This is a genomic window from Streptococcus sp. SP8 (assembly GCF_030440045.1).
Classification (GTDB): domain Bacteria; phylum Bacillota; class Bacilli; order Lactobacillales; family Streptococcaceae; genus Streptococcus; species Streptococcus parasanguinis_I.
The window spans coordinates 15369-40167 of sequence record NZ_JAQFJL010000019.1 but is presented as its reverse complement, the minus strand read 5'-3'; the positions used below and the strand labels follow the sequence as shown (position 1 = coordinate 40167).

25 protein-coding genes are annotated in these 24799 nt (G+C 42.7%); 3 read left to right on the top strand and 22 right to left on the bottom strand.

The features are described from left to right. Positions 1-163 precede the first annotated feature (163 nt). A complete protein-coding gene (locus PCY11_RS10035) occupies positions 164-1405 on the top strand; it encodes a serine hydrolase (RefSeq protein WP_070845740.1) in 1242 nt (413 codons plus the stop codon). A gap of 55 nt (positions 1406-1460) precedes the next feature. Here PCY11_RS10035 and sufB read toward each other — a convergent pair whose 3' ends face one another. The 9 genes from sufB to PCY11_RS09990 all read right to left on the bottom strand — a co-directional run bounded on the left by sufB (position 1461) and on the right by PCY11_RS09990 (position 11676). Beyond that, complete coding sequence (gene sufB, locus PCY11_RS10030; protein WP_003010279.1) at positions 1461-2873, bottom strand: Fe-S cluster assembly protein SufB; 1413 nt, start codon at positions 2871-2873, stop codon at positions 1461-1463. 32 nt (positions 2874-2905) lie between these two features. Then, on the bottom strand, positions 2906-3340 hold the full coding sequence (gene sufU, locus PCY11_RS10025; RefSeq protein ID WP_070845742.1) for a Fe-S cluster assembly sulfur transfer protein SufU: 435 nt from the start codon (positions 3338-3340) through the stop codon (positions 2906-2908). Continuing rightward, on the bottom strand, positions 3327-4553 hold the full coding sequence (locus PCY11_RS10020; RefSeq protein WP_070845744.1) for a cysteine desulfurase: 1227 nt from the start codon (positions 4551-4553) through the stop codon (positions 3327-3329). The genes sufU and PCY11_RS10020 overlap by 14 nt, the downstream gene beginning before the upstream one ends. A gap of 9 nt (positions 4554-4562) precedes the next feature. Further along, a complete protein-coding gene (gene sufD / locus PCY11_RS10015) occupies positions 4563-5825 on the bottom strand; it encodes a Fe-S cluster assembly protein SufD (protein ID WP_003004052.1) in 1263 nt (420 codons plus the stop codon). 66 nt (positions 5826-5891) lie between these two features. Further along, positions 5892-6662: a Fe-S cluster assembly ATPase SufC gene (gene sufC, locus PCY11_RS10010; protein ID WP_003004238.1), complete on the bottom strand. Its 771-nt coding sequence runs from the start codon at positions 6660-6662 to the stop codon at positions 5892-5894. A gap of 134 nt (positions 6663-6796) precedes the next feature. Next, a complete protein-coding gene (locus PCY11_RS10005) occupies positions 6797-7954 on the bottom strand; it encodes a glycosyltransferase family 4 protein (RefSeq protein ID WP_049485793.1) in 1158 nt (385 codons plus the stop codon). Next, positions 7951-8688 (bottom strand): adaptor protein MecA, encoded by a 738-nt coding sequence (mecA, locus tag PCY11_RS10000; RefSeq protein ID WP_049475089.1) that lies wholly within the window; start codon positions 8686-8688, stop codon positions 7951-7953. Before mecA ends, PCY11_RS10005 begins: the two co-directional genes overlap by 4 nt. 135 nt (positions 8689-8823) lie before the next feature. Continuing rightward, positions 8824-9660 (bottom strand): undecaprenyl-diphosphate phosphatase, encoded by an 837-nt coding sequence (locus tag PCY11_RS09995; RefSeq protein WP_049475090.1) that lies wholly within the window; start codon positions 9658-9660, stop codon positions 8824-8826. 108 nt (positions 9661-9768) lie between these two features. Then, positions 9769-11676, bottom strand: coding sequence for a DUF2207 domain-containing protein (locus PCY11_RS09990; protein WP_049505895.1), 1908 nt, complete (start codon positions 11674-11676; stop codon positions 9769-9771). Positions 11677-11793: 117 nt separating this feature from the next. On the opposite strand from PCY11_RS09990, the gene PCY11_RS09985 reads away from it, so the two are divergent. Both PCY11_RS09985 and PCY11_RS09980 read left to right on the top strand, forming a co-directional pair. Continuing rightward, positions 11794-13356, top strand: a complete 1563-nt coding sequence (locus PCY11_RS09985; RefSeq protein ID WP_049505896.1) for an ABC transporter substrate-binding protein/permease — start codon at positions 11794-11796, stop codon at positions 13354-13356. Continuing rightward, positions 13356-14096 carry an amino acid ABC transporter ATP-binding protein gene (locus PCY11_RS09980; RefSeq protein WP_003010256.1) on the top strand — a complete coding sequence of 247 codons (741 nt, stop codon included), beginning with the start codon at positions 13356-13358 and terminating at the stop codon, positions 14094-14096. Before PCY11_RS09985 ends, PCY11_RS09980 begins: the two co-directional genes overlap by 1 nt. Positions 14097-14216: 120 nt before the next feature. On the opposite strand, the gene PCY11_RS09975 is transcribed toward PCY11_RS09980, so the two are convergent. The 13 genes from PCY11_RS09975 to PCY11_RS09915 form a co-directional block, all read right to left on the bottom strand. Then, complete coding sequence (locus tag PCY11_RS09975) at positions 14217-14432, bottom strand: hypothetical protein (RefSeq protein WP_003004771.1); 216 nt, start codon at positions 14430-14432, stop codon at positions 14217-14219. 108 nt (positions 14433-14540) lie between these two features. Beyond that, positions 14541-15434 carry an SPFH domain-containing protein gene (locus PCY11_RS09970; RefSeq protein ID WP_003010253.1) on the bottom strand — a complete coding sequence of 298 codons (894 nt, stop codon included), beginning with the start codon at positions 15432-15434 and terminating at the stop codon, positions 14541-14543. Positions 15435-15544: 110 nt separating this feature from the next. Beyond that, positions 15545-16795, bottom strand: a complete 1251-nt coding sequence (gene ilvA, locus PCY11_RS09965; protein WP_125826528.1) for a threonine ammonia-lyase IlvA — start codon at positions 16793-16795, stop codon at positions 15545-15547. 76 nt (positions 16796-16871) lie between these two features. Then, positions 16872-17894 carry a ketol-acid reductoisomerase gene (gene ilvC, locus PCY11_RS09960; RefSeq protein ID WP_003004157.1) on the bottom strand — a complete coding sequence of 341 codons (1023 nt, stop codon included), beginning with the start codon at positions 17892-17894 and terminating at the stop codon, positions 16872-16874. Positions 17895-17962: 68 nt separating this feature from the next. Next, the gene (ilvN, locus tag PCY11_RS09955; RefSeq protein ID WP_023919316.1) at positions 17963-18439 is read right to left on the bottom strand and encodes an acetolactate synthase small subunit; all 477 of its coding nucleotides are present in this window, start codon (positions 18437-18439) and stop codon (positions 17963-17965) included. Continuing rightward, a complete protein-coding gene (locus PCY11_RS09950) occupies positions 18432-20132 on the bottom strand; it encodes an acetolactate synthase large subunit (RefSeq protein ID WP_003004603.1) in 1701 nt (566 codons plus the stop codon). The genes ilvN and PCY11_RS09950 overlap by 8 nt, the downstream gene beginning before the upstream one ends. 188 nt (positions 20133-20320) lie before the next feature. After that, a complete protein-coding gene (locus PCY11_RS09945) occupies positions 20321-20920 on the bottom strand; it encodes a response regulator transcription factor (protein WP_301362732.1) in 600 nt (199 codons plus the stop codon). Between the two features lies 1 nt (position 20921). Next, positions 20922-22019 (bottom strand): sensor histidine kinase, encoded by a 1098-nt coding sequence (locus tag PCY11_RS09940; protein WP_301362731.1) that lies wholly within the window; start codon positions 22017-22019, stop codon positions 20922-20924. Next, positions 22016-22756: an ABC transporter permease gene (locus PCY11_RS09935; protein WP_201087675.1), complete on the bottom strand. Its 741-nt coding sequence runs from the start codon at positions 22754-22756 to the stop codon at positions 22016-22018. The genes PCY11_RS09940 and PCY11_RS09935 overlap by 4 nt, the downstream gene beginning before the upstream one ends. Beyond that, complete coding sequence (locus tag PCY11_RS09930; RefSeq protein ID WP_301362730.1) at positions 22725-23642, bottom strand: ABC transporter ATP-binding protein; 918 nt, start codon at positions 23640-23642, stop codon at positions 22725-22727. The genes PCY11_RS09935 and PCY11_RS09930 overlap by 32 nt, the downstream gene beginning before the upstream one ends. After that, positions 23629-23826, bottom strand: a complete 198-nt coding sequence (locus PCY11_RS09925) for a hypothetical protein (protein WP_049505906.1) — start codon at positions 23824-23826, stop codon at positions 23629-23631. The genes PCY11_RS09930 and PCY11_RS09925 overlap by 14 nt, the downstream gene beginning before the upstream one ends. Beyond that, entirely contained in the window at positions 23823-24014 is a 192-nt protein-coding gene (locus PCY11_RS09920; protein WP_023027681.1) for a hypothetical protein, read from the bottom strand. The genes PCY11_RS09925 and PCY11_RS09920 overlap by 4 nt, the downstream gene beginning before the upstream one ends. Before the next feature lie 135 nt (positions 24015-24149). Beyond that, positions 24150-24704: an SP0191 family lipoprotein gene (locus PCY11_RS09915; RefSeq protein WP_023919327.1), complete on the bottom strand. Its 555-nt coding sequence runs from the start codon at positions 24702-24704 to the stop codon at positions 24150-24152. Positions 24705-24799 lie beyond the last annotated feature (95 nt).

Genomic DNA, 24799 nt, shown 5'->3' with positions numbered 1-24799 from the left:
TCACAAGTAGAAAAAAAAGTAAACTAAATTTTCTGAATATTCGATTTATCACTATTCAAAAACCTTGCTATGACTGACTTTTTAGGCTAATTGATGATTTTACAATTTTCCATTAATCATTTGTATGATACAATAGAGAGGACTAAGCAACGAGGAAACAACTGTGAAAAAATTATTTCTTTCTTTTTTAACTTTTATCTTGCTGTTATGCAGTTTACCTTATCAAGTCGTTCTAGCAGATGAACTAGATCTTCCTGCTCAAAGTGCTATTGCTGTTGAAGCTGATACAGGTAAAATCCTATATGAAAAGGATTCAGAGAAAAAGCGAGATGTGGGGGGACTTTCTACACTCTTGACCACTTATCTGATTTTCGAAGCCATTCATGAAAAAAAACTTTCTCTGAAAGATCCTATCAAACTGTCTGAGAAAGCTCTGGCCTTAAATGATATCGAAGGTGCTGGTACTCTTCCTATGGAAGCGAACCAATATACGGTTGAACAGTTATTGACGGCTCTTTTAGTTGGAAATTCTAGCACTGCTGCCTTGGCTTTAGCTGAGAAAGTGGGTGGCTCTGAGAAAAGCTTCGTTGAAAAAATGAAGCAGAAACTTGCTGAATGGGGCATTCAATCTCCTCATTTAATCAATGCTACCGGATTAAATACTCAAACCATCAGCGGAGATCCTGACGGGAAAGAAGACGAAAATCAATTGAGTGCTTATGATATTGCTGTTATTGCTAAGCACTTACTCCAGGATTTCCCTGAAGTGACCAAATATACTTCAAAACCCACTGCTCTTTTTTCAAACACGCAGATTGAAAACCCCAACCTGATGCTAGAAGGCATGCCGAATTACCGTTCAGGCGTTGACGGCCTTCGGGTCAGCAACTCTACCAAAGGTGGTATTACCTTTGCTGCATCAACGACGCAAAATGGCATCCATATGATCACGGTTGTCCTAGGAGTGGAGGCCGTTGACGGTGATCCCTATGCACGCTTTGTGGCTACTTCTTCTCTGATGAACTACGTGGTAAGAACCTTTGTTTCTTCCATTGTCGTCAAAGAAGGAGATCCTTACGGGAAAAGTAAGGCAAGTGTTATGGATGGGAAGTCGGAGACTGTTTTAGCTGTTGCAAAAAAAGACTTCTATATCGTCGAAAAACAAGGCAGTCAAGCAGAACCAAAAATTCAATTCAAGAGCACTCAAGAATCATTCAAGGCACCTGTCAAATCAGGCACCACTCTTGGAAAATTACACTATACTGATCCAGATAAAATCGGGCGAGGCTATCTAGAAGATCAGGAGCCAACGGTCGATATGGTAGCGGGAAGAACCATTGAGAAAAGCTTTTTCTTAAAGGTTTGGTGGAATGAATTTGTTCGTTATGTCAACGAAAAGCTATAAGTAAAAAAACACAATGGAGTCAAATCCATTGTGTTTTTTGATTGACAAAAATGAATTACCCTACAGAGCCTTCCATTTCGTAGCTAATGAGTCGGTTTAACTCAACCGCATATTCCATTGGAAGTTCTTTCGTAAAGGGCTCTACAAATCCCATGACAATCATTTCTGTCGCTTCTGATTCAGACAGTCCACGACTCATCAAATAATAAAGTTGCTCTTCTGAGATTTTTGAAACCTTAGCTTCGTGCTCCAAAGCAACTTGTGAGTTGTGGATTTCATTAAATGGAATTGTATCTGATGCAGATAAATCATCCATAATAATGGTGTCACACTCGATGTGAGAAACTGATTTCTTGGAATTTTTGTTAAAGGTTACTTGTCCACGGTAGTCTACCTTTCCGCCACCTTTCGCAATAGATTTCGATACGATAGATGAGCTGGTATGAGGGGCATTGTGGATCATTTTGGCACCTGTATCTTGGTGTTGCCCTGCATTCGCAAAGGCAATGGACAACATGGTACCACGCGCTCCTTCTCCATCTAGATAAACAGATGGGTACTTCATAGTTGTCTTGGCACCTAGGTTTCCGTCGATCCACTCAACTGTGGCATCTTTTTGAGCCTTGGCCCGCTTGGTTACCAAGTTGTAGACATTGTCTGACCAGTTTTGGATGGTCGTATAGCGCATGTAAGCACCATCCAAGGCAAAGATCTCGACAATCGCTGCATGGAGGCTATTACTTGAGTAGGTCGGTGCTGTACAGCCTTCTACATAGTGAACACTTGCTCCCTCGTCCACGATAATCAAAGTGCGTTCAAACTGACCAGTATTTTCATTGTTGATACGGAAGTATGTTTGAAGGGGGACGTCTACTTTTACGCCTTTTGGTACATAAATGAAGGTCCCACCAGACCAGACCGCTGAGTTGAGGGCAGCCAATTTGTTGTCCGTTGGTGGTACTAACTTCGCAAAATACTGTTTGAAAAGGTCTGGATATTCTTTTAGGGCAGAATCCGTATCGGTAAAGATAATCCCCAACTTTTCAAACTCTTCTTTCATATTGTGGTAAACCACTTCTGATTCATACTGAGCAGAAGCTCCCGCTAGGTAAGCACGTTCTGCTTCAGGAATCCCGATACGCTCAAAGGTTTCCTTGATTTTCTCTGGAACTTCGTCCCATGAACGGGCAGGTTTATCCGAAGGTTTTTGATAATAGATCAAATCATCAAAGTCAATCTCTGATAGATCGGCTCCCCAGGTTTGCATGGGCATCTTTTTGAAGGTTTCAAAAGATTTCAAACGGAATTCGAGCATCCATTCTGGTTCATTTTTTGCTGCAGACAATTCACGAATAACCGCTTCATTCAATCCCTTCCCGGTAGAGAGAATGGGTTGAACGTCATCGTGAAATCCAAATTTATATTCACCGAGATCAATTGGTTTCGGTTCGACTCTTTCTTCAGCCATAATTTCCTTTCTTTCTCTGTTTCTTCTTTTAATTATTTGCTACGTTCGATCGCTTTTTTAAGAGCATTCCAGGAGAGGGTCGCACATTTAATCCGTTGTGGAAATTTTGAGACTCCAGATAAAAAGGCTGCGTCTCCTAATTCCCCTTGGCGAGGATCTGACTTCCCTTGGACCATTTCTGAAAAGACCTGCGCCAATTCTTCGACTTCCTCTTTTGTTTTTCCCATTACAGCATCCGTCATCATACTAGCTGAAGCGGTTGAGATCGTACATCCTGAATTAACAAAGGCGATATCTTCCACCCTGTCATTCTCGTCAAATTTCACACTTAACTGGATCACATCTCCACAAGTTGGATTGTTGAGTTGGATCTGATCAACATCTTCAATCTGGCCCTGATGGTGAGGGTGTTTTGAATGGTCAGCTACGACCGCCATGTACAGCGAATCTAATTTAGAAAGTGCCATTGAAAAACTCCTTTGCTTTGACCAATGCCTCAATTAATTTATCACAGTCCGCTTTGGTGTTGTAGATATAAAAACTTGCTCTCGTTGTCGCTGGGACTTGTAGGTATTGAAGAAGCGGTTGTGCACAGTGGTGACCTGCACGAACGGCAATCCCTTCATAATCTAGTGCTGTTGCTAAGTCATGCGGATGGAGATCTCCTAGATTGAAGGAAATGACGCCAGAACGTTGGGCTAAGTCTTGGGAACCATAGATGGTCAAACCTTCGATCGCCTGTAATTTTGGAAACACATAGGCAATCAATTCATGCTCATGCGCTTCTACCTGGTCCATACCCAGCTCTTCTAAGTAATCGATTGCTGCACCAAGACCGATTGCACCAGCCATATTGGGGGTTCCAGCTTCAAATTTCCAAGGTAATTCCTTCCAAGAGGCAGATTGTTCGTAAACAAAGTCAATCATCTCGCCCCCAAACTCGATCGGAGACATTTGCTCTAAGATATCTTCCTTCCCATAGAGGACACCAATCCCTGTTGGTGCAGCCATCTTATGGCCAGAAAAAGCAAAGAAATCCGCATCTAAGCCTTGTACATCAATGGCCATATGAGGGGTTGATTGAGCCCCATCTACGACCATGATCGCTCCAACTTCATGAGCTAATCGAGCAATTTCCTTGATCGGATTGACCACCCCTAAGACATTCGAAGCATGGGTGATGGAGACAAATTTTGTCTTCTCACTAAGCTTGCTCTTTAAGTCCTGCATATCCAGCAAGCCATCTTTTAGATAGACATAGACCAGTTTTGCTCCTGTCTTCTTGCAGGCTTGTTGCCAAGGAATGATGTTGGAGTGATGTTCCATGATGGAAATCAGGACTTCATCCCCTTCCTTTAGGACTTCTTCTGCATAGCGGGCTACCCAGTTGAGTCCAGTCGTTGTCCCTCTTGTAAAGAGCACCTCCTTGGTTGATGAAGCATTGATAAATTTTCTGACTTTCTCACGCGCTGCCTCATAGGCTGCTGTCGCTCGTTCAGCCAAAGTATGGACTCCACGATGAACATTGGCGTTATCTTGCAAATAATAGTGATTAACGGCTTCAAGAACACGGTTAGGTTTTTGCGTCGTCGCTGCATTATCTAGATAAACCAAAGGCTCATCGTGAACTAGTTGATCGAGAATGGGAAAGTCTTGAGCAATCGTATTTTTATCTAGCATTGTTTCTCCTTAGCGTTGAGATAACTTTTCTTCAATGGTGGCAATCATTTCATCACGTACTTCTTTAACTGGGATTTCAACAATCACAGATCCCAAGAAACCACGCACCACTAAGCGTTCTGCTGTGTGTTGATCCAGACCACGACTCATGAGGTAATACATATCTTCTGGGTCCACTTGACCGATCGATGCAGCATGGCCAGCTGTGACATCATTTTCATCAATCAAGAGGATTGGGTTGGCATCTGAACGAGCTTGATCCGATAACATTAAGACACGGCTTTCTTGCTGAGCATCTGCTCCTTTAGCCCCCTTGATAATATGACCAATTCCGTTGAAGGTCAAGGTTCCTTTTTCAAGAATAACCCCGTGTTGCAAGATATTTCCGATCGAGTTGCAACCAAAGTTGGTCACGCGGGTGTCAATTCCTTGAACCTGACGACCGCTTGATAAAGCAACGACTTTCAAATCTGCATGACTTCCGTTTCCAACCAAGTCACTGTCAAAGTCTGCAACCACGTTACCTTCGTTCATAACACCGATAGCCCAATCAATGCTGGCATCCTGACCTAGTTTCCCACGTCGACTGATGTAAGCTGTGACATTTTCACCCAGACGGTCAATCGCCGCAAATTTCACTTGGGCACCGGAGCGGGCGATCACCTCAACCGTCACATTCGCAGTTGCTGTTGCTGAGCCTTCACCTTTTGATTCTAGGCGTTCCAAATAGCTAAACTTGCTGTTTTTGCCTGCGATAATCAAAATGTGCTTATTAAAAGGTACATCACTGTCGCTATCCTGGTAGAAAATACCTTCGATGGGTTCTGAAATTTCGACGTTATCTGGAACATATAGCACAGCCCCACTATTAAAATAAGCCGTGTGGTATGCTGCTAGTTTATCATCGTCGTATTTAACCGAAGACATAAAGTAGTCTTCCACTACCTGAGGAATTTCTTCTAGGGCAGTATGGAAATCTGTAAAAAGAACTCCTTGGTCTGCCAAGGCTTGTGGCACCTGTTCAAATACAGTTTGAGTTCCAACTTGGACCAATTTTAAGTTTGAATCGAGGGCTGTAAAATCGGGAACATTGGCAGAAGCCTCGCTTTCTGTGATCGTCCCATCTCCAAGATTCCAGCGGTGAAATTTGACGCGTTCAATGGCTGGCAATTCCAACTGATCGATCTTGTCAAAAGCTTTTTTTCGTAAATCTTGCAGCCAGCTTGGCTCAGCATGCAGTTCCGAAAAGAGGGTAATATTTTCAATACTCATTTTTTTCTCCTAATAAAGATACTATCTGTTTGATTTTATGACAACATTAGATCACTTGTCATCAGGTTATAGTTCTTCTTTATAGTCGTAACCGAGTTCTTCTGCGAGTTGGGCATAGCCTTCACGTTCCAAGCGTGCAGCCAATTCTGGTCCACCTGAAAGCACAACACGACCTTCCATCATCACATGAACGACGTCAGGAGTAATATAGTTCAACAAACGTTGGTAGTGGGTGATGATCATCGCTCCAAAACCTTCACCCCGCATCGCATTAACCCCTTTAGATACGACCTTAAGAGCATCAATATCCAAACCAGAATCAATTTCATCCAAAAGAGCAAATGTTGGCTCCAACATCAATAATTGAAGGATTTCATTCCGTTTTTTCTCACCACCAGAGAATCCTTCATTGAGGTAGCGTTCTGCCATTTCTTCTTTCATGTTGAGCAGTTCCATCTTTTCATCCAATTTTTTGATGAAATCACGAATAGAGATCTTCTCGTCCTCTTCTTTACCAGCATTCATGGCTGCACGTAAAAATTCTGCATTGGTAATTCCTGGGATTTCTGAAGGGTATTGCATGGCAAGGAACAAGCCCATCCGTGCACGTTCGTCCACTTCCAATTCTAAGATGTTGACACCATCAAACAGAATCTCCCCTTTGGTTACTTCATAATTTGGGTTTCCCATAATGGCAGCTGACAGAGTAGATTTCCCTGTTCCGTTTGGTCCCATGATGGCTGCGATCTCACCAGTTTTTAGGGTCAGGTTTACACCTTTTAAAATTTCTTTGCCTTCAATTTCAACGTGAAGGTCTTTAATTTCTAATGTCGACATTGCATTCCCTTTCTTTTTACTTTGAAGTCTAGAAGGTTCTCAAAGCATCGATTCCTTCATCACAAAGTATTTTTTTACCTTTCAAGTATATCAAAAAAAAGCCTAAATGGCTTTTCTTTTGATTAGAACTATTCTTATTTAGTTTTTTCTTTTCGTTTTTGACGAACTTCCTCCCGGTAGGAAGAATTCCCTATATAGCGCAGAACATTTAACAAAGGACTATGATGTGGCCCTAAAACCCCAATCAATTCTGCTAACAACTCTACTCCAAACAAGAGCCCGATCACAAGTAGGACACCTCCAATGCGACTCGAGATGTTGAGCAAGAGAGAAATCAAGGAGAAAATCATCGAAATCCCATAGATCACAAGTACAGTTCCCCGATGTGTCAAGCCCAGAGAAAGAAGTCGGTGGTGCAAGTGATTGCGATCCGGTTTATAAAATTTTTGACCAGATAGGGTCCGACGGATAATGGCTAAAAAGGTATCTGTAATCGGTACTCCGAGGATAATCATTGGTGTGACTACCGCAACAGCTGTCGCATTTTTCAAACCTTGCAAGGACAAGACAGAAATCATGAATCCGATAAACAAGGCACCGGTGTCTCCTAGATAGAGAATGGCTGGATGGTAGTTAAAGGGAAAGAAACCTGCGATGGACGCAACCAAGACAAAAATGGTCATGGTCAGAAAGAGATTGGGGACTGGTAGAAAGAAATAGGACACAATCCCCATTGTCACTAGGGAAATAATAGAGACCCCACTCACCAAGCCATCTAATCCATCAATCAGATTGACTGCATTGGTAATGGCAACAATCCAAATCACTGTCAAAAGATACGATAGCCATGGTTCAAAATGAAGTAAGGGACCACCGAACGGAATCTTGAAATCATTCAGCCGAAAATCTGTCAAAAACCAGACCAGACTCGCTGCCAGCAGGATACCGATCATCTTTTTCTTGGCTGACAACTCTTTTACATCATCGATCAAGCCTGTAAGAGCGATAATCCATCCCGCTCCTACGACCGGCAAGGTATAGGATAGGTAACTTTTGATTGGTGCGGTGGTGGATGTCAGCATAGGAATAAACACGAGAGTCGCAATTGAAAAAGCAATCACGATAGCCAGTCCACCCGCGCTTGGCATGGGCTTGGTATTGATCCGACGCGCATTCGGATAATCTACGGCATCAATCTTAAAGGAGAACAAGCGAACCAAGGGCGTCAATACCAAGGCAATCATAAAAGTCCCAATCAGCACCAGAACAAATTGCAAGGAAAAGGACATCATAAGCTAGCAACTTTCTTCAAATTCTCAATCGCACCAGACACCATTAGTAAGTGGCCGTGTTCCTGCAGAACGGCTCGTGTCACTTCTGAATCATCTGCATACTCCCGAATGATGGCCAGTAACCAGGTCGGATATTGAGTTGGTTGATCCTCTGTATCGATCAAGACGGTTAAATAATAATCGGATCCCATTTTGTATAATTCAGAGGTATCCACTGGAAAACTGACCATTTTTGAAAAGGCAACTGCTTGCTGGATATTTGAAAAACGCAAAATGTAATAAATATACTGACTTACTGGTGCTTCAGATGTAGGAGCTTGTTCTTGATTGTCACGTAACTCTTCTTGTTCCAAATGGTGAATAGCTTCTGCATCCCCTTTTGTCTTATCAGAGATCGTTTTTTCCAAGGTTTTGATAAATTCATCTGGCGTCATGCGCGACAACTCTTCCATATCAGGAAGATCTGACAAATCCTCAAAATCCAATTGTTGATCAATTTTTGATTTGGTAACAAAAACATCCAATTTATCTGGTTTTGGTGTCACACGAAAACTCAGCATCCCGCTATCCAGGAAGCTTTCTGGCATTTCGAGCTCATCCAAAATGGCATAGAAAAATTCTTCTGTTTTTTCTTGTGGGACAAGAAAATCAGCAATTTCCATTCCGCGTTCTTCTAAGTCTTCTAGTTGGATCGTGATCTTAATTGTTGAATCACTAATTTGCTTCATCTTCATAGCATAACCTCATACTTCTAGTCTTACTATTATACTAAAAAAATGGATAGAATTCAAAAAAAGGATGCATAGAAAAGAGGTCGGGACAAAAGTCTCCAACCTCAATAAACAATTTGATAGAGTTCAACCGTTCTCTTAGAAAATTACACGGAAGAGACCATACAATAACAAGATGGAACCAAGAACAATACGGTATTTCCCAAAGACGGTGAAATCATGGTTTTTCACATAATCTGTCAAGAAGCGGATGGCGTACATGCTGACTACGAAGGCCACTCCCATCGCTACCAGTAGAATAAAGAGTTGCCCTAGTGCAAGTGAATGCCCGCTAAGAGCGAATTTCCCAACCTTTAAGAGACTAGCCCCAAACATAGCCGGGATACCCAGATAAAAGGTAAACTCTGTCACCACTGGACGGCTAACACCATTGATCAAGCCCCCTACAATCGTAGCACCTGAACGGCTTGTACCTGGAAATAGCGATAAGACTTGGAAAAGTCCGATATAAAGAGCGGTTCGATAAGGTAGCTTATGCAATTCCGTCACTGCAGGTTCGACTTGTTCCCGTCTTTCCAAATAGATAAAGGCAATCCCGTAGGTGATCAACATAATTGCAACGGAAATCGAATTGTGAAAATGCGCCTCAAACCAATCATCTAATTTAAAAACAAAGACAAGAGGGAGGGTTGCAACTGCAACTTTCGCCCATAATTGCCAGGTCCGACGTACTTCTAGTGGAGATTTACCTGGTTTGAAGGGGTATAATTTATCAAAATAAATTACCACAACCGCTAGGATCGCACCCAATTGAATTACAACATTGAACATCTCCATAAAGGCTGGATCTTGGTTTTTAAACTGCACAAAATCCTGTAGTAGAATCAAGTGACCTGTACTTGAGATCGGTAGCCATTCTGTAATCCCCTCGACAATTCCAAAAAGGATCGCCTTGATTAATTCGATCAGAAACATCTTTTTCTCCTAAACTTACATTTGCTCTATTATATCATAAATCTATGGACTGGACCAGGCCTTCTAAACTAGAAGGGAAAGAGCTACCAAGACCATTCTTAGTGCTACTTAGAAGGCACCAAAGCCTCCTCCGCCTCCTCCGCCAGAGAAACCTCCTCCACTACCAGAGGAAACTGTGAAATGACTAGCTGTCGATGCTGTCGATCCATAAGTAGACATGGCATGACTTGAGTGGGTCACATCATGATAGAACGGGGTGTAAACGAAGGCGTTTAAGGCTTGATTTTCTAAATGAATATTCCGAAGCTTCATGACCTTTGTGACCTGATCAGCTACACCATACAAGGCCGCATAGACCAATAAGCGATTCCATAGGACCAGAGACTGCAACTCTGCATCGTTGAGGTGGGCAATCTCTTTCAACATCCGACCAAAACTATCCCAGTAATAGCGTTGCTCAGCACCCGCAAGATTGACAACACCATCTCGTAGGCAGGCTTTAAAGACACCATTGAAGCGCACTGGCATAAACCAAAGTGTGAGGATCCCTATCAAACAAGGAACAGAGAACCAACCCATCCCAAAGATGGCAAAGATTTCTGCTCCAAGGGCGATAAACCAAGCAGCCCAACCAAAGAAGAGACTTCGTCTAGCTTGCGCTTCTTCTTTTGCTTCTAAAGGGCGATAGTAGCTTGGCAAATGGAGATCTTCCACCTTGCGATGAACATCTCGGGCCACTTGGTTGACAGCCGTATCAAAACGAGCCTGAGCCTTACTTCCTAGTGAACGAATCGCATCTTGATCTGCTTTTTTGGCATGTTTGTATACATCATCACTGAATTCATAATTCTCAAAGAGACGGTTAACAGGACAGGAAACTTGATCCCCAAAAGCCATATTCATAAAGGAGCGTTCAAAATCATCCACATGTCCATGAGACTTTCTGGTCAAAACGACTTCATTTCCTTGTTGCTCATAGACAATCACTCCACGATCCATCAGATCCAGCAAAGTAGCTTGAAGCATTTTTTCAAATGTGAATACTGGCGGAGTCGCCTTCTCTTTATTGGTTGGGGAAGCCTCGTCTAATTCGGCTGAATAAACAACCGAGCTCATAACAAGAGGTGCAATATCCTGTGGAATCTCATAAAGACGAGTATTGGTCGGATAGGTCACACCAGGCCAAATCATTTTTTTGAACCGATTGCGGCCCAAGAGAGCAAGAAGCCAGAGTGCAATAATGAAGGCTGGCAAGATCCAGTTCCAAAACATGCGTGTCCAGTATTTTTCCTGTTCAATTTTAGCTTGGTTCTTGTGAAATTCATCCAATTTGGTTAATCCTGTATTTCGACCAGAATCATACAAAGTAGTTAGATCTGACTTCAACCAGTAACCATACAACTCCACAGCCTTTCCTTTGCCTAGGTTATAGAAAGTGGCAGAATAGATTCCATCTTCTTTCTTTACAGTCACATCCGGTCCCATAAAGGCTGTATGGATATACAGTTCCGATTGGGCATTAGCTGGTGCAAACTTAGGAATAACACGAAATTGAACCTCGTCCACCTTCTGATCACCATCTGTGATCGGTTTCCAGTTCAACTCCAAGATATCCTTGTGTGAATAGAGGAGATTTTTTAATTTCCATGTAACTTTAATTTTGACAGTATCTGTCGCTACACCACTGTTATAAATTTTCACTCGGTAGCCATCACCTAGATTCGTAATCTCAGGTTCTCTTTGAAGCTCACGACCTTCCACCTCAACCTTTGGCGGTATCTCAATCGCAAAGCCTTGTGGCATGTTCCCTGCCGTTCCTAGGCTAACATACTGCCCTCTATAAGAATCTTTGAAATAATAAACCAGTTCTTCCTCATAGGTGGCGTCGTCCCAGGTATCCAAGGTCAAGGTTCCACCATAGTAAAGTACATCATAAGATGGGCTAGATGCATGGACATTCTGACTGACAAAAAGGCAGGCCAGAAAGGCGAAAAAAACATACAAATACTTTTTCATTTGATCACGCTCCTTTGTATTATTATAGCATTTTTTAAATAAAAAGAGGACCATGTTTGAAATGCAGCCTATTTTACTGTACAATAGGAGAAGTTAAAATAAGGAAGAGGAGAAAAAATGAAAAAAACATTATTCGCGCTCTTAACAGGGCTTTTCATTTGCCTGGGGATCACACAGGTTGCTCATGCAGATGACTATTTACGAATCGGAATGGAAGCAGCCTACGCTCCTTTCAACTGGACCCAAGAAGATGATGCAAATGGAGCTGTTAAAATTGACGGTACTAATCAATATGCCAATGGGTACGATGTCCAAATCGCCAAAAAAGTTGCTGAGGAGTTAGGTAAAAAACCTCTGATCGTAAAAACATCTTGGAACGGTTTAATTCCAGCCCTCACTTCTGGTAAAATCGATATGATTATCGCTGGGATGAGTCCAACCGCTGAACGTAAAAAAGAGGTCGCCTTCTCCAAGAGCTACTATACCAGTGAACCGGTCATGCTCGTTCGTAAAGATGGAAAATATGCAAATGCTACTAGCCTAGATGACTTTAAGGATGCAAAGGTAACCTCTCAACAAGGGGTCTACCTCTATTCTCTCATTTCCCAACTCAAGGGTGCGAAACAAGAAACTGCAATGGGTGATTTTGCCCAGATGCGTCAAGCTTTAGAATCGGGTGTTATTGATGCCTATGTTTCTGAACGTCCCGAAGCCCTAACCGCCGAGTCCGCTAATTCTAAATTTAAGATGATTCAATTCAAAAAAGGATTTGAAGTTGGGGAAGAAGATGCGACCATCGCTATCGGGATGAAGAAGGGTGACACTAGAATTGACCAAGTCAATGCCGCACTAGCTAAGATTTCGTCTGAAGACCAAGTCAAACTCATGGATGATATGATTAAGAAGCAACCAGCTTCCAGTGATGCTAGTGATGATAAGCAGACATTCTTTAGCCAAATGATGAAGATTTTAAAGGATAATGGCCCACAGTTCTTACGGGGAACTGGAATGACCCTCTTAATCTCCATGACAGGTACCATTGCTGGGTTGATTATCGGTTTGTTAATCGGTGTCTTCCGGACAGCTCCGAAGGCTAAAAATAAATTCCTTGCTGGATGCCAAACTGCCTTTGGTTGGTTCCTCAATGTCTACATTGAAATTTTCCGTGGAACTCCGATGATCGTTCAATCAATGGTCATTTTCTACGGTTCCGCCCAAGCCTTCAACATTTCCTTGGATCGTACCTGGGCCGCCATCTTTATCGTATCAATCAATACCGGAGCATATATGAGTGAGATTGTTCGTGGTGGGATCTTAGCAGTGGATCCAGGTCAGTTTGAAGCAGCGACTGCTCTAGGAATGACCCATGGACAAACCATGCGCAAGGTCGTCCTTCCACAGGTTGTTCGCAATATCTTACCAGCAACAGGGAATGAATTTGTTATTAACATCAAGGATACATCTGTTTTGAATGTTATCTCTGTAGTTGAACTGTACTTTACAGGAAATACGATCGCAACCCAAAACTATCAATACTTCCCAACCTTTACGATCATCGCTGTGATTTACTTCGTTCTCACCTTTACCATCACACGAATTCTTCGCTACATCGAACGTCGCTTAGATTCTGATACTTATACTACAGGTGCCAATCAAATGCAAGTCAATGAGGTGAAATAATGGCAGAAAAAATTCTTGAAATTCAACATTTAAAAAAATCTTATGGTCAAAATGAAGTCTTGAAAGATATTTCCCTTACGGTTGAAAAAGGAGAGGTGATCTCCATCATCGGGAGCTCTGGTAGCGGAAAATCAACCTTCCTTCGCTCCATCAATCTTCTAGAGACTCCTACTGCTGGAGAGATTCTCTATCGTGGACAAAATGTTCTTGATCCTGAGTATGATCTTACCCACTACCGCGAGAAATTAGGGATGGTTTTCCAAAGCTTTAATCTCTTCGAAAATTTAAACGTCTTGGAAAATACGATCGTTGCACAAACGACCGTCCTCAAGCGCGATCGTGAAACTGCAGAGAAAGTTGCAAAGGAAAACCTTGAAAAAGTTGGTATGGGATCTCAATATTGGGCTGCCCGTCCGAAACAACTTTCAGGTGGTCAAAAGCAACGGGTCGCCATCGCTCGTGCCCTCTCAATGGATCCTGATGCCATTCTCTTCGATGAACCAACTTCTGCCCTAGACCCAGAAATGGTTGGGGAAGTCTTGAAAATCATGCAGGACCTTGCAAAAGAAGGACTTACCATGATTGTCGTCACCCACGAAATGGAATTTGCCCGCGATGTCTCTAGCCGGGTCATCTTCATGGACAAGGGTGTCATCGCTGAGCAAGGAGATCCAAAAGAAATCTTTAGCAATCCAAAAGAAGAACGGACCAAGGAATTCCTTCAACGCTTCTTACATTAATCTCTTGAAACAGTTTGCTTACCAGTATGGAAGCAAGCTGTTTTTTTGTACCGCTTCTGCTTTTGAGGCATAGAAAAAAACCAGAGAGCAAACTCTCTGGTTTTCAATTGGAACAACAAATTAATCTTCGAATTTTTGATGATTTTTGTCATAAAAATCAATCAATCCAAGTGCAGTTTCAAACGAGATATTCTTCACTTTTGCACGTCCTTGAGCCAAGGCAATGATAGACATTTCACGGGCATTTGTTTCTTTGCTGATACGATACCCTGTAATTTTCTTATCGCGTACCCATCCAACAACTGATTCTACTTTTTCAAAGTTCGATTTAGCCATGATCTTTCTCCTATATTATTATTTCCAATACTAATATAAATTGTTTTGCACATTTTGTCAACTAAAATCGCTGAAAATACGAACCTTTTTTAAAAAATGATAAAAAGTTTACTTTGCTTTCAAGGCGGATAATATTTGTGTACGAATGTTTTCGACACCATCTGGGTTTGCTGGTAGGAAAATCGTATTATTCCCTTCTTTATCTGCAAAATTATTTAAGGTATCTAAGTACTGGTTGGTTAAGAGAATTGACATGATTTGTTCTTCGGTCAAGTCTACATTCGCGCCTTTTAACTCTTTAATAGAGTCTGCCAATCCATCGACAATGGCCTTCCGTTGCTCGGCAATACCAACCCCGTGCAAACGGTCTTTTTCCGCCTCAGCTTCGGCAGCAGTAACGATCTTGATCTTGTCTGCTTCTGCCAATTCCTGAGCTGCCACGCGTTTTCTTTGCGCCGCATTGATCTCGTTCATGGATTGTTTCACTTCGGCATCTGGCTCAACTTTGGTGATCAAGGTTTTTACAATAATATATCCATAAGTTGACATCTCTTCTGCCACTTGTTTTTGAACTTCAAGAGCGATTTCATCTTTTTTCTCAAATAATTCATCCAAGGTCAACTTAGGCACAGAAGAACGAAGAGCATCTTCAATGTATGATTTAATCTGTGATTCTGGACGCATCAACTTGTAGTAGGCATCCTTTACGTTGCTTTCGTTCACTCGGTATTGCGTCGCCACATTCATGGTAACGAATACGTTATCCTGAGTTTTTGTTTCAACCACGATCTCGCTCTGCAAGACGCGCAATTGAACTCGCGCTGCAATTTTATCGATACCAAAAGGCGCTCGCATATGAATGCCACTATCGCTAATTTTTTGATAACGTCCGAAACGCTCGATGATGGCAACAGATTGTTGCTTGACCACATATAGTGAGCTGATCACAATGAATCCTGCAACCATTAGCAAGAATAAAATAAAGATAAAAAATCCAGGCATAAAAAGTTCCTCCTTTTAATTTACGCATATCATATCACAAGTCTTCATAAAAAAGCAATATATTCCATAAAAATATATTGCTTAAATAGTTGATTGTTTCTGTATGATACTCAGACCAGCATATTATAGAGAGTTTCATTTCCGTTCAAGTTAATGAAAGACGGATCAAAACGCTCAATACGATTGACCAAACCTGCATAGTCATGCTTATTGGCTAAAGTAACCCCAATCAAGACAGGGCCTGTTCCTTTACTAGCACGCTTGATGTATTCAAAACGTGTAATATCATCATTTGGCCCTAAGATATCATTTACAAATTCTCGAAGGGCCCCTGGTCGTTGTGGGAAGTTGACGATAAAGTAGTGTTTTACGCCATCGTAGATCAAGGCACGCTCTTCCATTTCAGGCATGCGGTTAATGTCATTATTCCCACCTGAGATAATACAACAAATGGTTTTCCCCTTGATGTATTCGCGCAAGATTTCAAGGGATGCTACACTGGCCGCTCCTGCTGGTTCAGCTACGATCCCTTGTTTGGAATAAAGATCAATCAAAGTCTCTGAAATCAAGCCTTCATCGACCCCAACCAAAGTTTCCACATGTTGACGGGTCACTTCATAAGTCAATTGTCCCACTTTTTGCACAGCAATCCCGTCTGCAAACTTATCGATTTCTGGCAATTTGACGGGACCACCTGCTTCAAAAGCAGCCTTCATGGAGCGCGCTCCTTCGGCCTCTACCCCAATGACTTCAATCCGAGGATCCGTTTCTTTGATATAGGTAGAAACACCTGAAATGAGGCCTCCTCCACCTACAGGAACAAGGACAGCATCAAAGGAAATCGATTCTTTTCGAGCTTCCTCAAGAATTTCATAGGCCACTGTTCCTTGGCCAGCCTGTACGTGTGGATCATCAAACGGGTCAATAAAGGTCCGTTTTTCTGCAAGAGTAAATTCTTGAGCTGCCTTAGCTGACGCGTCAAAGGTATCCCCGACCAACTTAATCGTTACATAGTCCCCACCAAAGAATCGGACTTGGCCGATCTTTTGTTGAGGTGTTGTAATCGGCATGAAGATGGTTGCTGGAATCTTCATTTCATTACAAGTATAAGCAACTCCTTGCGCATGGTTTCCCGCAGAAGCACACACTACCCCACGCTCACGCTCTTCTTTTGAGAGTTGAGAAATTGCAAAATACGCTCCACGAATCTTGAACGAACGAACACGTTGGGCGTTTTCTTTTTTCAAATAAATCTTTGCCCCATATTTTTCAGATAAATAGTGGTCGTATTCAAGGGGCGTATTGACAACGACTCCACTTAATATTTTATGGGCCTTGGCCACATCTTTTGCTGTTATCATTTCTTACCTCTGTTGCTGTGTATTGATCAAAAAAGCAAGCTAGGGTGTCCCAACTTGCTTAGTCTTCTACAGACAATTAGTTGTAGATTTTGAAGGCGTCATCGTCGTTTTGACCAACGAATGGCATTGCTTTACGCAATTCAGCACCAACTTTTTCAATTTCAAGTTCTTCAGCTTGTTTGCGGAAGGCTTTCAAACGTGGGAAACCAGCATCGTGGTCTTCAACGAATTCACGCGCAAATTTACCTGATTGGATATCAGCAAGGGCAGCTTTCATGTTTTCTTTTACTTCTGGACCGATAACACGTGGACCAGTTACAAAATCACCAAATTCTGCAGTATTTGAACATGATTGACGCATTTTCTTGAAGCCACCTTCGTAGATCAAGTCAACGATCAATTTCATTTCGTGAAGGACTTCGAAGTAAGCCAATTCAGGTGCATAACCAGCTTCTGTCAAAACTTCAAATCCAGCTTCGATCAAGCTTGTCAAACCACCCATAAGAACGGCTTGTTCACCAAACAAATCTTCTTCTGTTTCTTCTTTGAAGGTTGTTGAAAGAAGACCAACACGTGCTGAACCAACACCTTTTGCCCAGTCCATTGCGATGTCTTTCGCGTTACCAGTAGCATCTTGGTAAACAGCGTAAAGTGCTGGTACACCAAATCCTTCAGTGTAAGTACGACGTACCAAGTGACCTGGTCCTTTTGGTGCAACCATGAAGACATCTACGTCTTCAGGAGCTTTGATGTAACCAAAGTGGATATTGAAACCATGGGCAAAACCAAGAGCTTTACCAGCGCTCAAGTTTGGAGCGATTTCATCTTTGTAGATATCTTTTTGGATTTCGTCTGGTGCCAAGATCATGATGATATCAGCCAATTTAGTTGCTTCTGCAACTGGGTAAGCTTCAAATCCATCTTCTTTTGCTTTATCGAATGATTTACCAGGACGCACACCGATGATGACATCGTGACCTGAATCACGCAAGTTTTGTGCGTGAGCATGACCTTGTGAACCATAACCGATTACGGCGATTTTTTTACCATCAAGTGCTGGTACTTTAACGTCTTTTTCGTATTCCATTTGAACTGCCATAAGTAAAATCTCTTTTCTATTTTATTATTTGCCTTTTTAAGGCGGGGTTAACAATGTTAAGGTGAGAATTAATCTCGAGTAAATCCGGTTGCACCGGTGCGGGCGATGTTTTTAATCCCATAAGGTCGAATAACACGAATGAGGGCTTCGCTCTTTTCTGCATTTCCCGTCATTTGAACGGTGATAGAGCTTGGGGCCACATCGACCACGGTCGCACGGAAAGGTTGAATAATGGCCAAGATTTCCGCCCGCTTCTCAGCAGGTGCAGAAACTTTCACCAGGATCACTTCGCGCTCCAAGTGTGGTTTATCTGTGATATCACGAATGCGAATCACATCAATCTGGCGGTTGAGCTGTTTGATGATTTGCTCTACTTCATCATGCGAAGCAACATCAATGATAATAGTAATCCGCGATACATTAGGGTTTTCTGTTGCGCCAACAGAGATACTTTCGATATTGACTTGACGTCTCGACAAGACTCCAGTAAAGCGGTTCAGAACACCTGATCGGTTTTGAAGTTTGGCTGTTAACATTCTACGCATTAAACTTCACCCCCAACATCTCATGATTACTCTTACCAGCTGGTACCATCGGCAAGACATGCTCTTTCCGAGAAATGTCTACTTCGATGAACATTGGTACATCTTCTGTGATGACTTCCAAATCCTTCTCCAGAGTTTCAGGATTATCAAATTTATAATTCTTGATCCCGTAAGCTTGCGCCATCAATTGGAAATCCGGAAGGCTATCAAAGACTGACTCTGACGTCCGACCATCATAGAAGGCTTCTTGCCATTGACGGACCATCCCAAGCGAGTGGTTGTTGAGCATAACGACCTTGATCGGAACCTTATAAATATTTAAGATCGCCAATTCTTGGTTGGTCATTTGGAAACCACCATCTCCGACAAAGAGAACAACTTCTTTATCTGGATTGGCAATTTTCGCTCCGATAGCTGCAGGAACACCGAATCCCATCGTTCCTAGACCACCAGATGTTACCAATTGGCGCTCATTTTGGTAAGGATAGTATTGAGCCGCCCACATTTGGTGTTGTCCAACGTCTGTGACGACAATAGCGTCACCCTTGGTCAACTCTCCAATGCGTTCGATCACAGCTTGTGGCTGAACAACCCGTTCTTTCTTGTCGTAAGAACGGACCCGGTTCTTATCTTGGGTCACCTTCTCGATCCATTTTTCTGTATTGTTATGAACCGTTGGCTCTGCTAGTAACTGCTGCAAGGCCTTCTTCGCATCGCCGACAACTGGAATGTCAACAGCAATGATTTTGCCAATCTCTGCAGGATCAATATCAATGTGGGCAACCTTAGCATTCTTAGCGAAAGTTTTTGGATTACCTGTTAAACGGTCATCAAATCGACAACCAACACTAATCATGAAATCCGTCTCTGTCATGGCGATATTAGCCGCGAAGGATCCGTGCATCCCTCCCATCCCTAGGAAAAGAGGATGACTGGTCGCAATCGTTCCTTGACCTAACAGACTGGTCACTACTGGAATCTGATAGCGCTCTGCTAGAGCAATCAACTCTTTTGCAGCTCCAGCGTAACTTACCCCACCACCAGCAAGAAGAACTGGTTTTTTAGCCTTACTCAATTGCTTCAAAATCTTTTTGATCTGCAATTCATTAGGTTCAATGGTAGGCTGGTAGCTTGGAAGCTTCACACTTGGTTCATAGATAAAATCTGTCTCTAAAGCAGACACATCCTTTGGAAGGTCAATTACCACAGGGCCAGGGCGGCCAGTCGTCGCAATATGGACAGCTTCTGTGATAATTCGTGGAATATCTGCCGTCTCACGTACTTGATAGTTGTACTTGGTGATGGGCATGGTAATTCCCACGATATCCGCTTCTTGAAAGGCGTCTTTCCCGATCCCAGCACGATTGACTTGACCAGTGAAGACTAATAAGGGAACGCTATCGCTCATGGCATCTGCAATCCCTGTAATGGCATTTGTAGCCCCCGGTCCACTAGTGACGACTGCGACACCCAGCTTTCCAGTTGATTTGGCGTAGCCTTCAGCCTCATGCAAGCATCCTTGTTCATGACGACCCAAGATATGCTGGATACCCTCAAAGCTATAGATGGCATCGTATAAAGGCAAAACCGCTCCACCAGGATAACCAAAAATCGTGTCAATGCCCAAATCACGCAGGGTTTCAAGAACGAGCTCTGAACCGGTTTTTGCAGTTTCTAAGGTAATTTTCTCCATGTCTCTCCTTTCCAGTACTTTATATATCAAATTAGCATGCTACTATCATACCATTTTTAGAAAATATTTCAAGGAAAAATAGTAAATTTTCTGAATTTTCTATCCAAATCCGAAGAATGAGAGTTTTTCTAAAAATGCTACGTCTATCACAAAAAAAGTCTCTAGGAAATCCTAGAAACTTTTCTTCCTTATAACCAACCCTTTTCTTGGGCAATTTTTGCTGCCTCCGTCCGATTTTCCGCATCCAACTTGGTTAGTATGGCTGACATATAATTGCGGATGGTCCCGTTTGAGAGGAATAAGCGATCAGCAATTTCTTGGTTAGAAGCCCCTTTTGCGACTTCTTTTAAAACTGCCTTTTCTTGAGGGCTTAGAGGATTGGGATGGGTCAAGATCCCTTCCATTAATTCAGGCGAATATTCTTTTTGCCCTGCTAAAACTGCATGAAGAGTCGCCATCAAATCCGTAATGCGGCGTTCTTTTAAGACATAGGCATCGACTCCAGCCTTGAGAGCCCGCTCGAAATAGCCCGGTCGCTTAAAGGTGGTAACGATGACGACCTTGAGCTGGGGTTGTTGACTTTTGGCCCATTCCAACACTTCTAGCCCTGTTTTGATGGGCATCTCAATATCTAAGATAGCAATATCGACTGGATGGGTTTCGAGTAAGCGAATAGCTTCTTGCCCGTCTCCAGCCTGCAAGACTTCTTCTACATCCTCTTGCAAAAGCAAGAGCTGACAGAGGGCATCGCGTAACATACTTTGGTCTTCAGCAACTAATAAGCGCATCTTATTTCCTTTCTTGATAAGGGATCCGTATTTCTATCCGGGTCGGCTTGTGTTGATGACTGATCTCCAGCTCTCCTCCCAATAAGGCAATCCGTTCGCGGATCGAGTGCAGATCCTTATCGGAAACTTTACTAAAGCCGATGCCATTGTCTTCTGCAACCATTTCTACACCTGTCTCGGTGGAGCAATAAGAGAGAAAGGCCTGCGTCGCTTTGGCATGTTTGATCATATTAGTGGCTAATTCCAGAGATACCATGGCCAGAGCAGATTCCAGGATCGGCGAGATGCTAGCTGTATCGAGCTCATTCTGAATCTCCACTTTGACTTGCGCCACTTCTAGCATTTGCTGGACAGTTTCTAGCTCTCTTGTCAGGGTTCGCTGCTTCAAGTTCTCCACAATCTCTCGGACTTGGTGCATGGACTCTTGACTGATAGCTTGAATCTCTTGCACCTGCTCCTGCGCCTTCTCAACCTGACCCAATGCTAAGAATTGATCAGCTAAGTCTGCCTTGACACTGAGCATGGCAAAGGTGTGTCCTAGACTGTCATGCAGATCACGGCCAATCCGATGGCGCTCGTTTTCTGCCAGCAAGAGATTGATCTGGGCATTTTGCTTGGCATGGTCAGCTTTCAACTCTTCCACCATCCGAATCCGAATCATGCCGTAGGTCATGGCATGGGTAAAAAAGAAAATAATGATTAAAAATACCCATTCATACTCCATCGCACTCTGTTTGAAAAAGATGGCCCCAAAAAGCAGGAATTGCGATAGAAAAACTGTCCAAAGATAGGGAGAGCGAAAATTGCGAATCTCAAAGTGATAGACCAATAGGTTGCTGATGAAGAAATAAAACCAAAAATAGTTGGCGTTAATAAAAAGAGTATTTCCTGCTACATAGGCTAGGAGGTATAGCCAACAAATCCAGGTCAGCTTTTTGTTTTCAGTAATCAAGACTCCTAGATAGGAAGCAATAAACAAGAGGGCTAAAAAGAAGTGCCAGTAGGGGACCTCCCCTAATAAAATAGAGATAAAGGGAAAGCCCATAAAGACTAGGCTAGCGTAAAACATATAATGGATACGCTTGAGTTTTTCAATCATGAACGAACCTCAGAATGACGACGATAAACAATGACAAGGGTAAACAAGACCAGGGTAAACAAGGTTAAATAGACACTAGCGAGAACATTGATCTGCCCCTTGTTTAAAAAGGTCTTGATCAGCTCCATCAATTGATAGGTTGGTAGGCATTTGCCGATGGCTTGCATCCATTCTGGAAAGAGACTAATCGGCATCCATAGTCCACCCATGACAGCCAGTCCCATGTAAAGGAGATTACCCACAACAGACATCAATTGACTAGAAGGAAGCAAGGTCAAAACCAGACCGAGAGCCACAAACGCTAGGCTTCCTAGGATGAGAATAAAGGCCGACAAAATCCAATCTTGTAGGGACATATTCACATGGCGCACCACATGACCCACGGTAAAGACAACTCCAATCGATAGGAGAAAATCGACAAAGAGACCCACAACCTTTATTAGATAATATTCTACCATAGATACGGGGGTATGGCGCAAGACTTTTTGCCAATTATTGAGTCGATCGGTTTCAAGAACGGTTGGAAAAGAAAAGATAGCCGTAGACATCATAGAAAATGCCGTCATAGAAAGGAGATAATCCCTCATAAAGTGAGCGGGTGCCCCTGGTGTGTCCTGGTACATCCCTGAAAAGAAGAGATAAAAGGCCGTGGGCATCCCAATTGATAACAAGTAATAAATGGCTTGGCGTCTAGTCAAATGCCACTCAACCACGCCGAGAGCTTTCATGCGTTTCATCTTCTCTACCTACTTCCTTTGTATTTTCAAAAATAGAATCCAATAAACTTCGATTGGTTACTTCGATTTCTTGGATCGAACATCCTTCTTCTTGCAAGCGAGTCCACAAACTATTGGCATCACGTGTCACAATCTGAAGAGCATCGGGTTTAATGATTACTTCACTAACACCTTCCATCTCTGCCACTAGAGCTTGGTAACGCAAAGGCAGGGTGAAATGTTTTTCAACTTCTTCGCTTCTCATAGCGAGAGGCGTCGTATCCCGAAGCAAATGCCCCTGATGCAAGACCAAAATTCGATCAGCCGTGTGCTCTACTTCCTCGATGTAATGCGAAGAATAGACAATGGTCACACCTTCTTCCTTTAAATGCCCAACGATCTCCCAAAAGCGTTGGCGAGTGGATGTATCCATTCCAGCAGTTGGCTCGTCCAAAAACAAAAGACTCGGACGACCAATCAAGGTCAACACAAAGGATAGGAGACGCTTTTGCCCACCAGATAACTTACTGGCCAATTGCTTTTTTTGTTCCAGACTGAATCGCAATAGATCATCAATTTCTTCTCCAGTTAAGGGGTTGGGATAAATAGAGCGAAAGAAGTTGATCAGTTCCTGCACGGTTAGCTTTTGCACAATGGCATTCTCTTGAGGGAGATAGGACACACTAGCCTTTAACTGAGGATGACCAGGAGCCTTCCCCTCTACTTCAATGATCCCAGACGTCGCTTTCATATCTCCCAGAAGACAGTTCATCAAGGTTGTTTTCCCAGCTCCGTTTGGCCCGATCAAGGCCAGACAATCCCCCCGTTCAACCGCAAAAGAAAGATCTTCTAGGATCACCTTTCCTTTGATACTTTTGTTCAAGTTCTCTACTCTAATGACACTCATGAGACTCTCCTTTCAACCAGATTTGACCAGCTGGAATGATGACAAAGACGACCAAGGTCACTCCCCAAACTGTTTGGAAAAACCAGCTAGGAAAATGGGCAGAAAACCAGCCTGTCATCATCTCAGTTACCCAAAGGAGCAAACACACAACAGCTACTAATCCAATTTCAAGTTTCTTTTTCATTGCTCCATCTCCTTTTTAACAGCCTTGACCATTTTTAGACCTTCTTGGACCGCCCAGCTCATGATGCCAATCCCAGCAAACAATTCCCAAGGGAAATGGTAATAGAGACTATCATCCTTTGAAAAGATTAAATAGACGACCATCCCCACCACTGTTAACGTAAATACTTTATAGAACCATTGTTTCATTTTTCCTTACCTCTTACTTTCTGACTATATTCTAGCGAAAGGAATTACAGGCCACTAGATGATTTTGTCACTGGCTCACATGACAAAAGTCACTAAAAAAAGCCAAGTGACTTCACTCGACTTTTTCTATTCTTCTTACTGACCTTCTTCTTTCATGCCATGCAGTTTCAAGGCCTTGACCAAGGCATCTGCCTTCATGTTTTTCAAATCATTGAGACCAGCATCTTTGAAGTAAGAAATTTCTTCAAGAGACTTGGCGTCAATTTGGTTGAGGTCAATCACACTGGTTGAGAGCAATTTTTTCTCTGGTGTGACTGTGTATTCCAAACTAAAACCGGGAACGGTTTTTAGCTTCTTATAGTCTTCATTTTGCTCCAGCAAAGCTTGAATGGCTGCTGTGAGCTCTTCAGGTGACTTTTCTGCTGCGATGGTCCCAAGTTGTTGGGGCAGATCGGCCGTCACTTCGATACGAAGGTTTTCAACCTTATCTCCCTTAGATTTGATGATATCCCGGTGTTTTGTTCCATTGATATCTCCTACTAAGGTTGTGGTTTTTTCTTCATTTTTTACTTCTTTTTTAACAGAGGAACTGCTAGATGAGCTAGCGGTTGTAGTTTTCTTTGTTTGGGATTGCGAACAACCAGTCAATACCAAAATGGCTAGCCCAAGGGTTACAAAAAATTTCTTCATTTTTATAACTCTCCTTTCACATACTGATACCAGTATAACATATCGCATCTTTCTTGTCTAAAAACTCCACTTCTCAAACCATTTCCCCCTCTTTT

Coding starts and splice junctions, on each gene's coding strand:
- sufD (WP_003004052.1), bottom strand. CDS start 5,825: ATGAGTATTGAAAATATTACCCTCTTTTCGGAACTGCATGCTGAGCCA.
- sufC (WP_003004238.1), bottom strand. CDS start 6,662: ATGTCGACATTAGAAATTAAAGACCTTCACGTTGAAATTGAAGGCAAA.
- sufU (WP_070845742.1), bottom strand. CDS start 3,340: ATGGCACTTTCTAAATTAGATTCGCTGTACATGGCGGTCGTAGCTGAC.
- PCY11_RS10005 (WP_049485793.1), bottom strand. CDS start 7,954: ATGATGTCCTTTTCCTTGCAATTTGTTCTGGTGCTGATTGGGACTTTT.
- ilvN (WP_023919316.1), bottom strand. CDS start 18,439: ATGCGTAGAATGTTAACAGCCAAACTTCAAAACCGATCAGGTGTTCTG.
- PCY11_RS09940 (WP_301362731.1), bottom strand. CDS start 22,019: ATGATTGAAAAACTCAAGCGTATCCATTATATGTTTTACGCTAGCCTA.
- PCY11_RS09980 (WP_003010256.1), top strand. CDS start 13,356: ATGGCAGAAAAAATTCTTGAAATTCAACATTTAAAAAAATCTTATGGT.
- PCY11_RS09975 (WP_003004771.1), bottom strand. CDS start 14,432: ATGGCTAAATCGAACTTTGAAAAAGTAGAATCAGTTGTTGGATGGGTA.
- PCY11_RS09920 (WP_023027681.1), bottom strand. CDS start 24,014: ATGAAACAATGGTTCTATAAAGTATTTACGTTAACAGTGGTGGGGATG.
- PCY11_RS09950 (WP_003004603.1), bottom strand. CDS start 20,132: ATGGAGAAAATTACCTTAGAAACTGCAAAAACCGGTTCAGAGCTCGTT.
- PCY11_RS09930 (WP_301362730.1), bottom strand. CDS start 23,642: ATGAGTGTCATTAGAGTAGAGAACTTGAACAAAAGTATCAAAGGAAAG.
- PCY11_RS09990 (WP_049505895.1), bottom strand. CDS start 11,676: ATGAAAAAGTATTTGTATGTTTTTTTCGCCTTTCTGGCCTGCCTTTTT.
- PCY11_RS09925 (WP_049505906.1), bottom strand. CDS start 23,826: ATGAAAAAGAAACTTGAAATTGGATTAGTAGCTGTTGTGTGTTTGCTC.
- PCY11_RS09915 (WP_023919327.1), bottom strand. CDS start 24,704: ATGAAGAAATTTTTTGTAACCCTTGGGCTAGCCATTTTGGTATTGACT.
- mecA (WP_049475089.1), bottom strand. CDS start 8,688: ATGAAGATGAAGCAAATTAGTGATTCAACAATTAAGATCACGATCCAA.
- ilvC (WP_003004157.1), bottom strand. CDS start 17,894: ATGGCAGTTCAAATGGAATACGAAAAAGACGTTAAAGTACCAGCACTT.
- sufB (WP_003010279.1), bottom strand. CDS start 2,873: ATGGCTGAAGAAAGAGTCGAACCGAAACCAATTGATCTCGGTGAATAT.
- PCY11_RS09985 (WP_049505896.1), top strand. CDS start 11,794: ATGAAAAAAACATTATTCGCGCTCTTAACAGGGCTTTTCATTTGCCTG.
- ilvA (WP_125826528.1), bottom strand. CDS start 16,795: ATGATAACAGCAAAAGATGTGGCCAAGGCCCATAAAATATTAAGTGGA.
- PCY11_RS10020 (WP_070845744.1), bottom strand. CDS start 4,553: ATGCTAGATAAAAATACGATTGCTCAAGACTTTCCCATTCTCGATCAA.
- PCY11_RS09945 (WP_301362732.1), bottom strand. CDS start 20,920: ATGCGCTTATTAGTTGCTGAAGACCAAAGTATGTTACGCGATGCCCTC.
- PCY11_RS09970 (WP_003010253.1), bottom strand. CDS start 15,434: ATGCCTGGATTTTTTATCTTTATTTTATTCTTGCTAATGGTTGCAGGA.
- PCY11_RS09935 (WP_201087675.1), bottom strand. CDS start 22,756: ATGAAACGCATGAAAGCTCTCGGCGTGGTTGAGTGGCATTTGACTAGA.
- PCY11_RS09995 (WP_049475090.1), bottom strand. CDS start 9,660: ATGTTTCTGATCGAATTAATCAAGGCGATCCTTTTTGGAATTGTCGAG.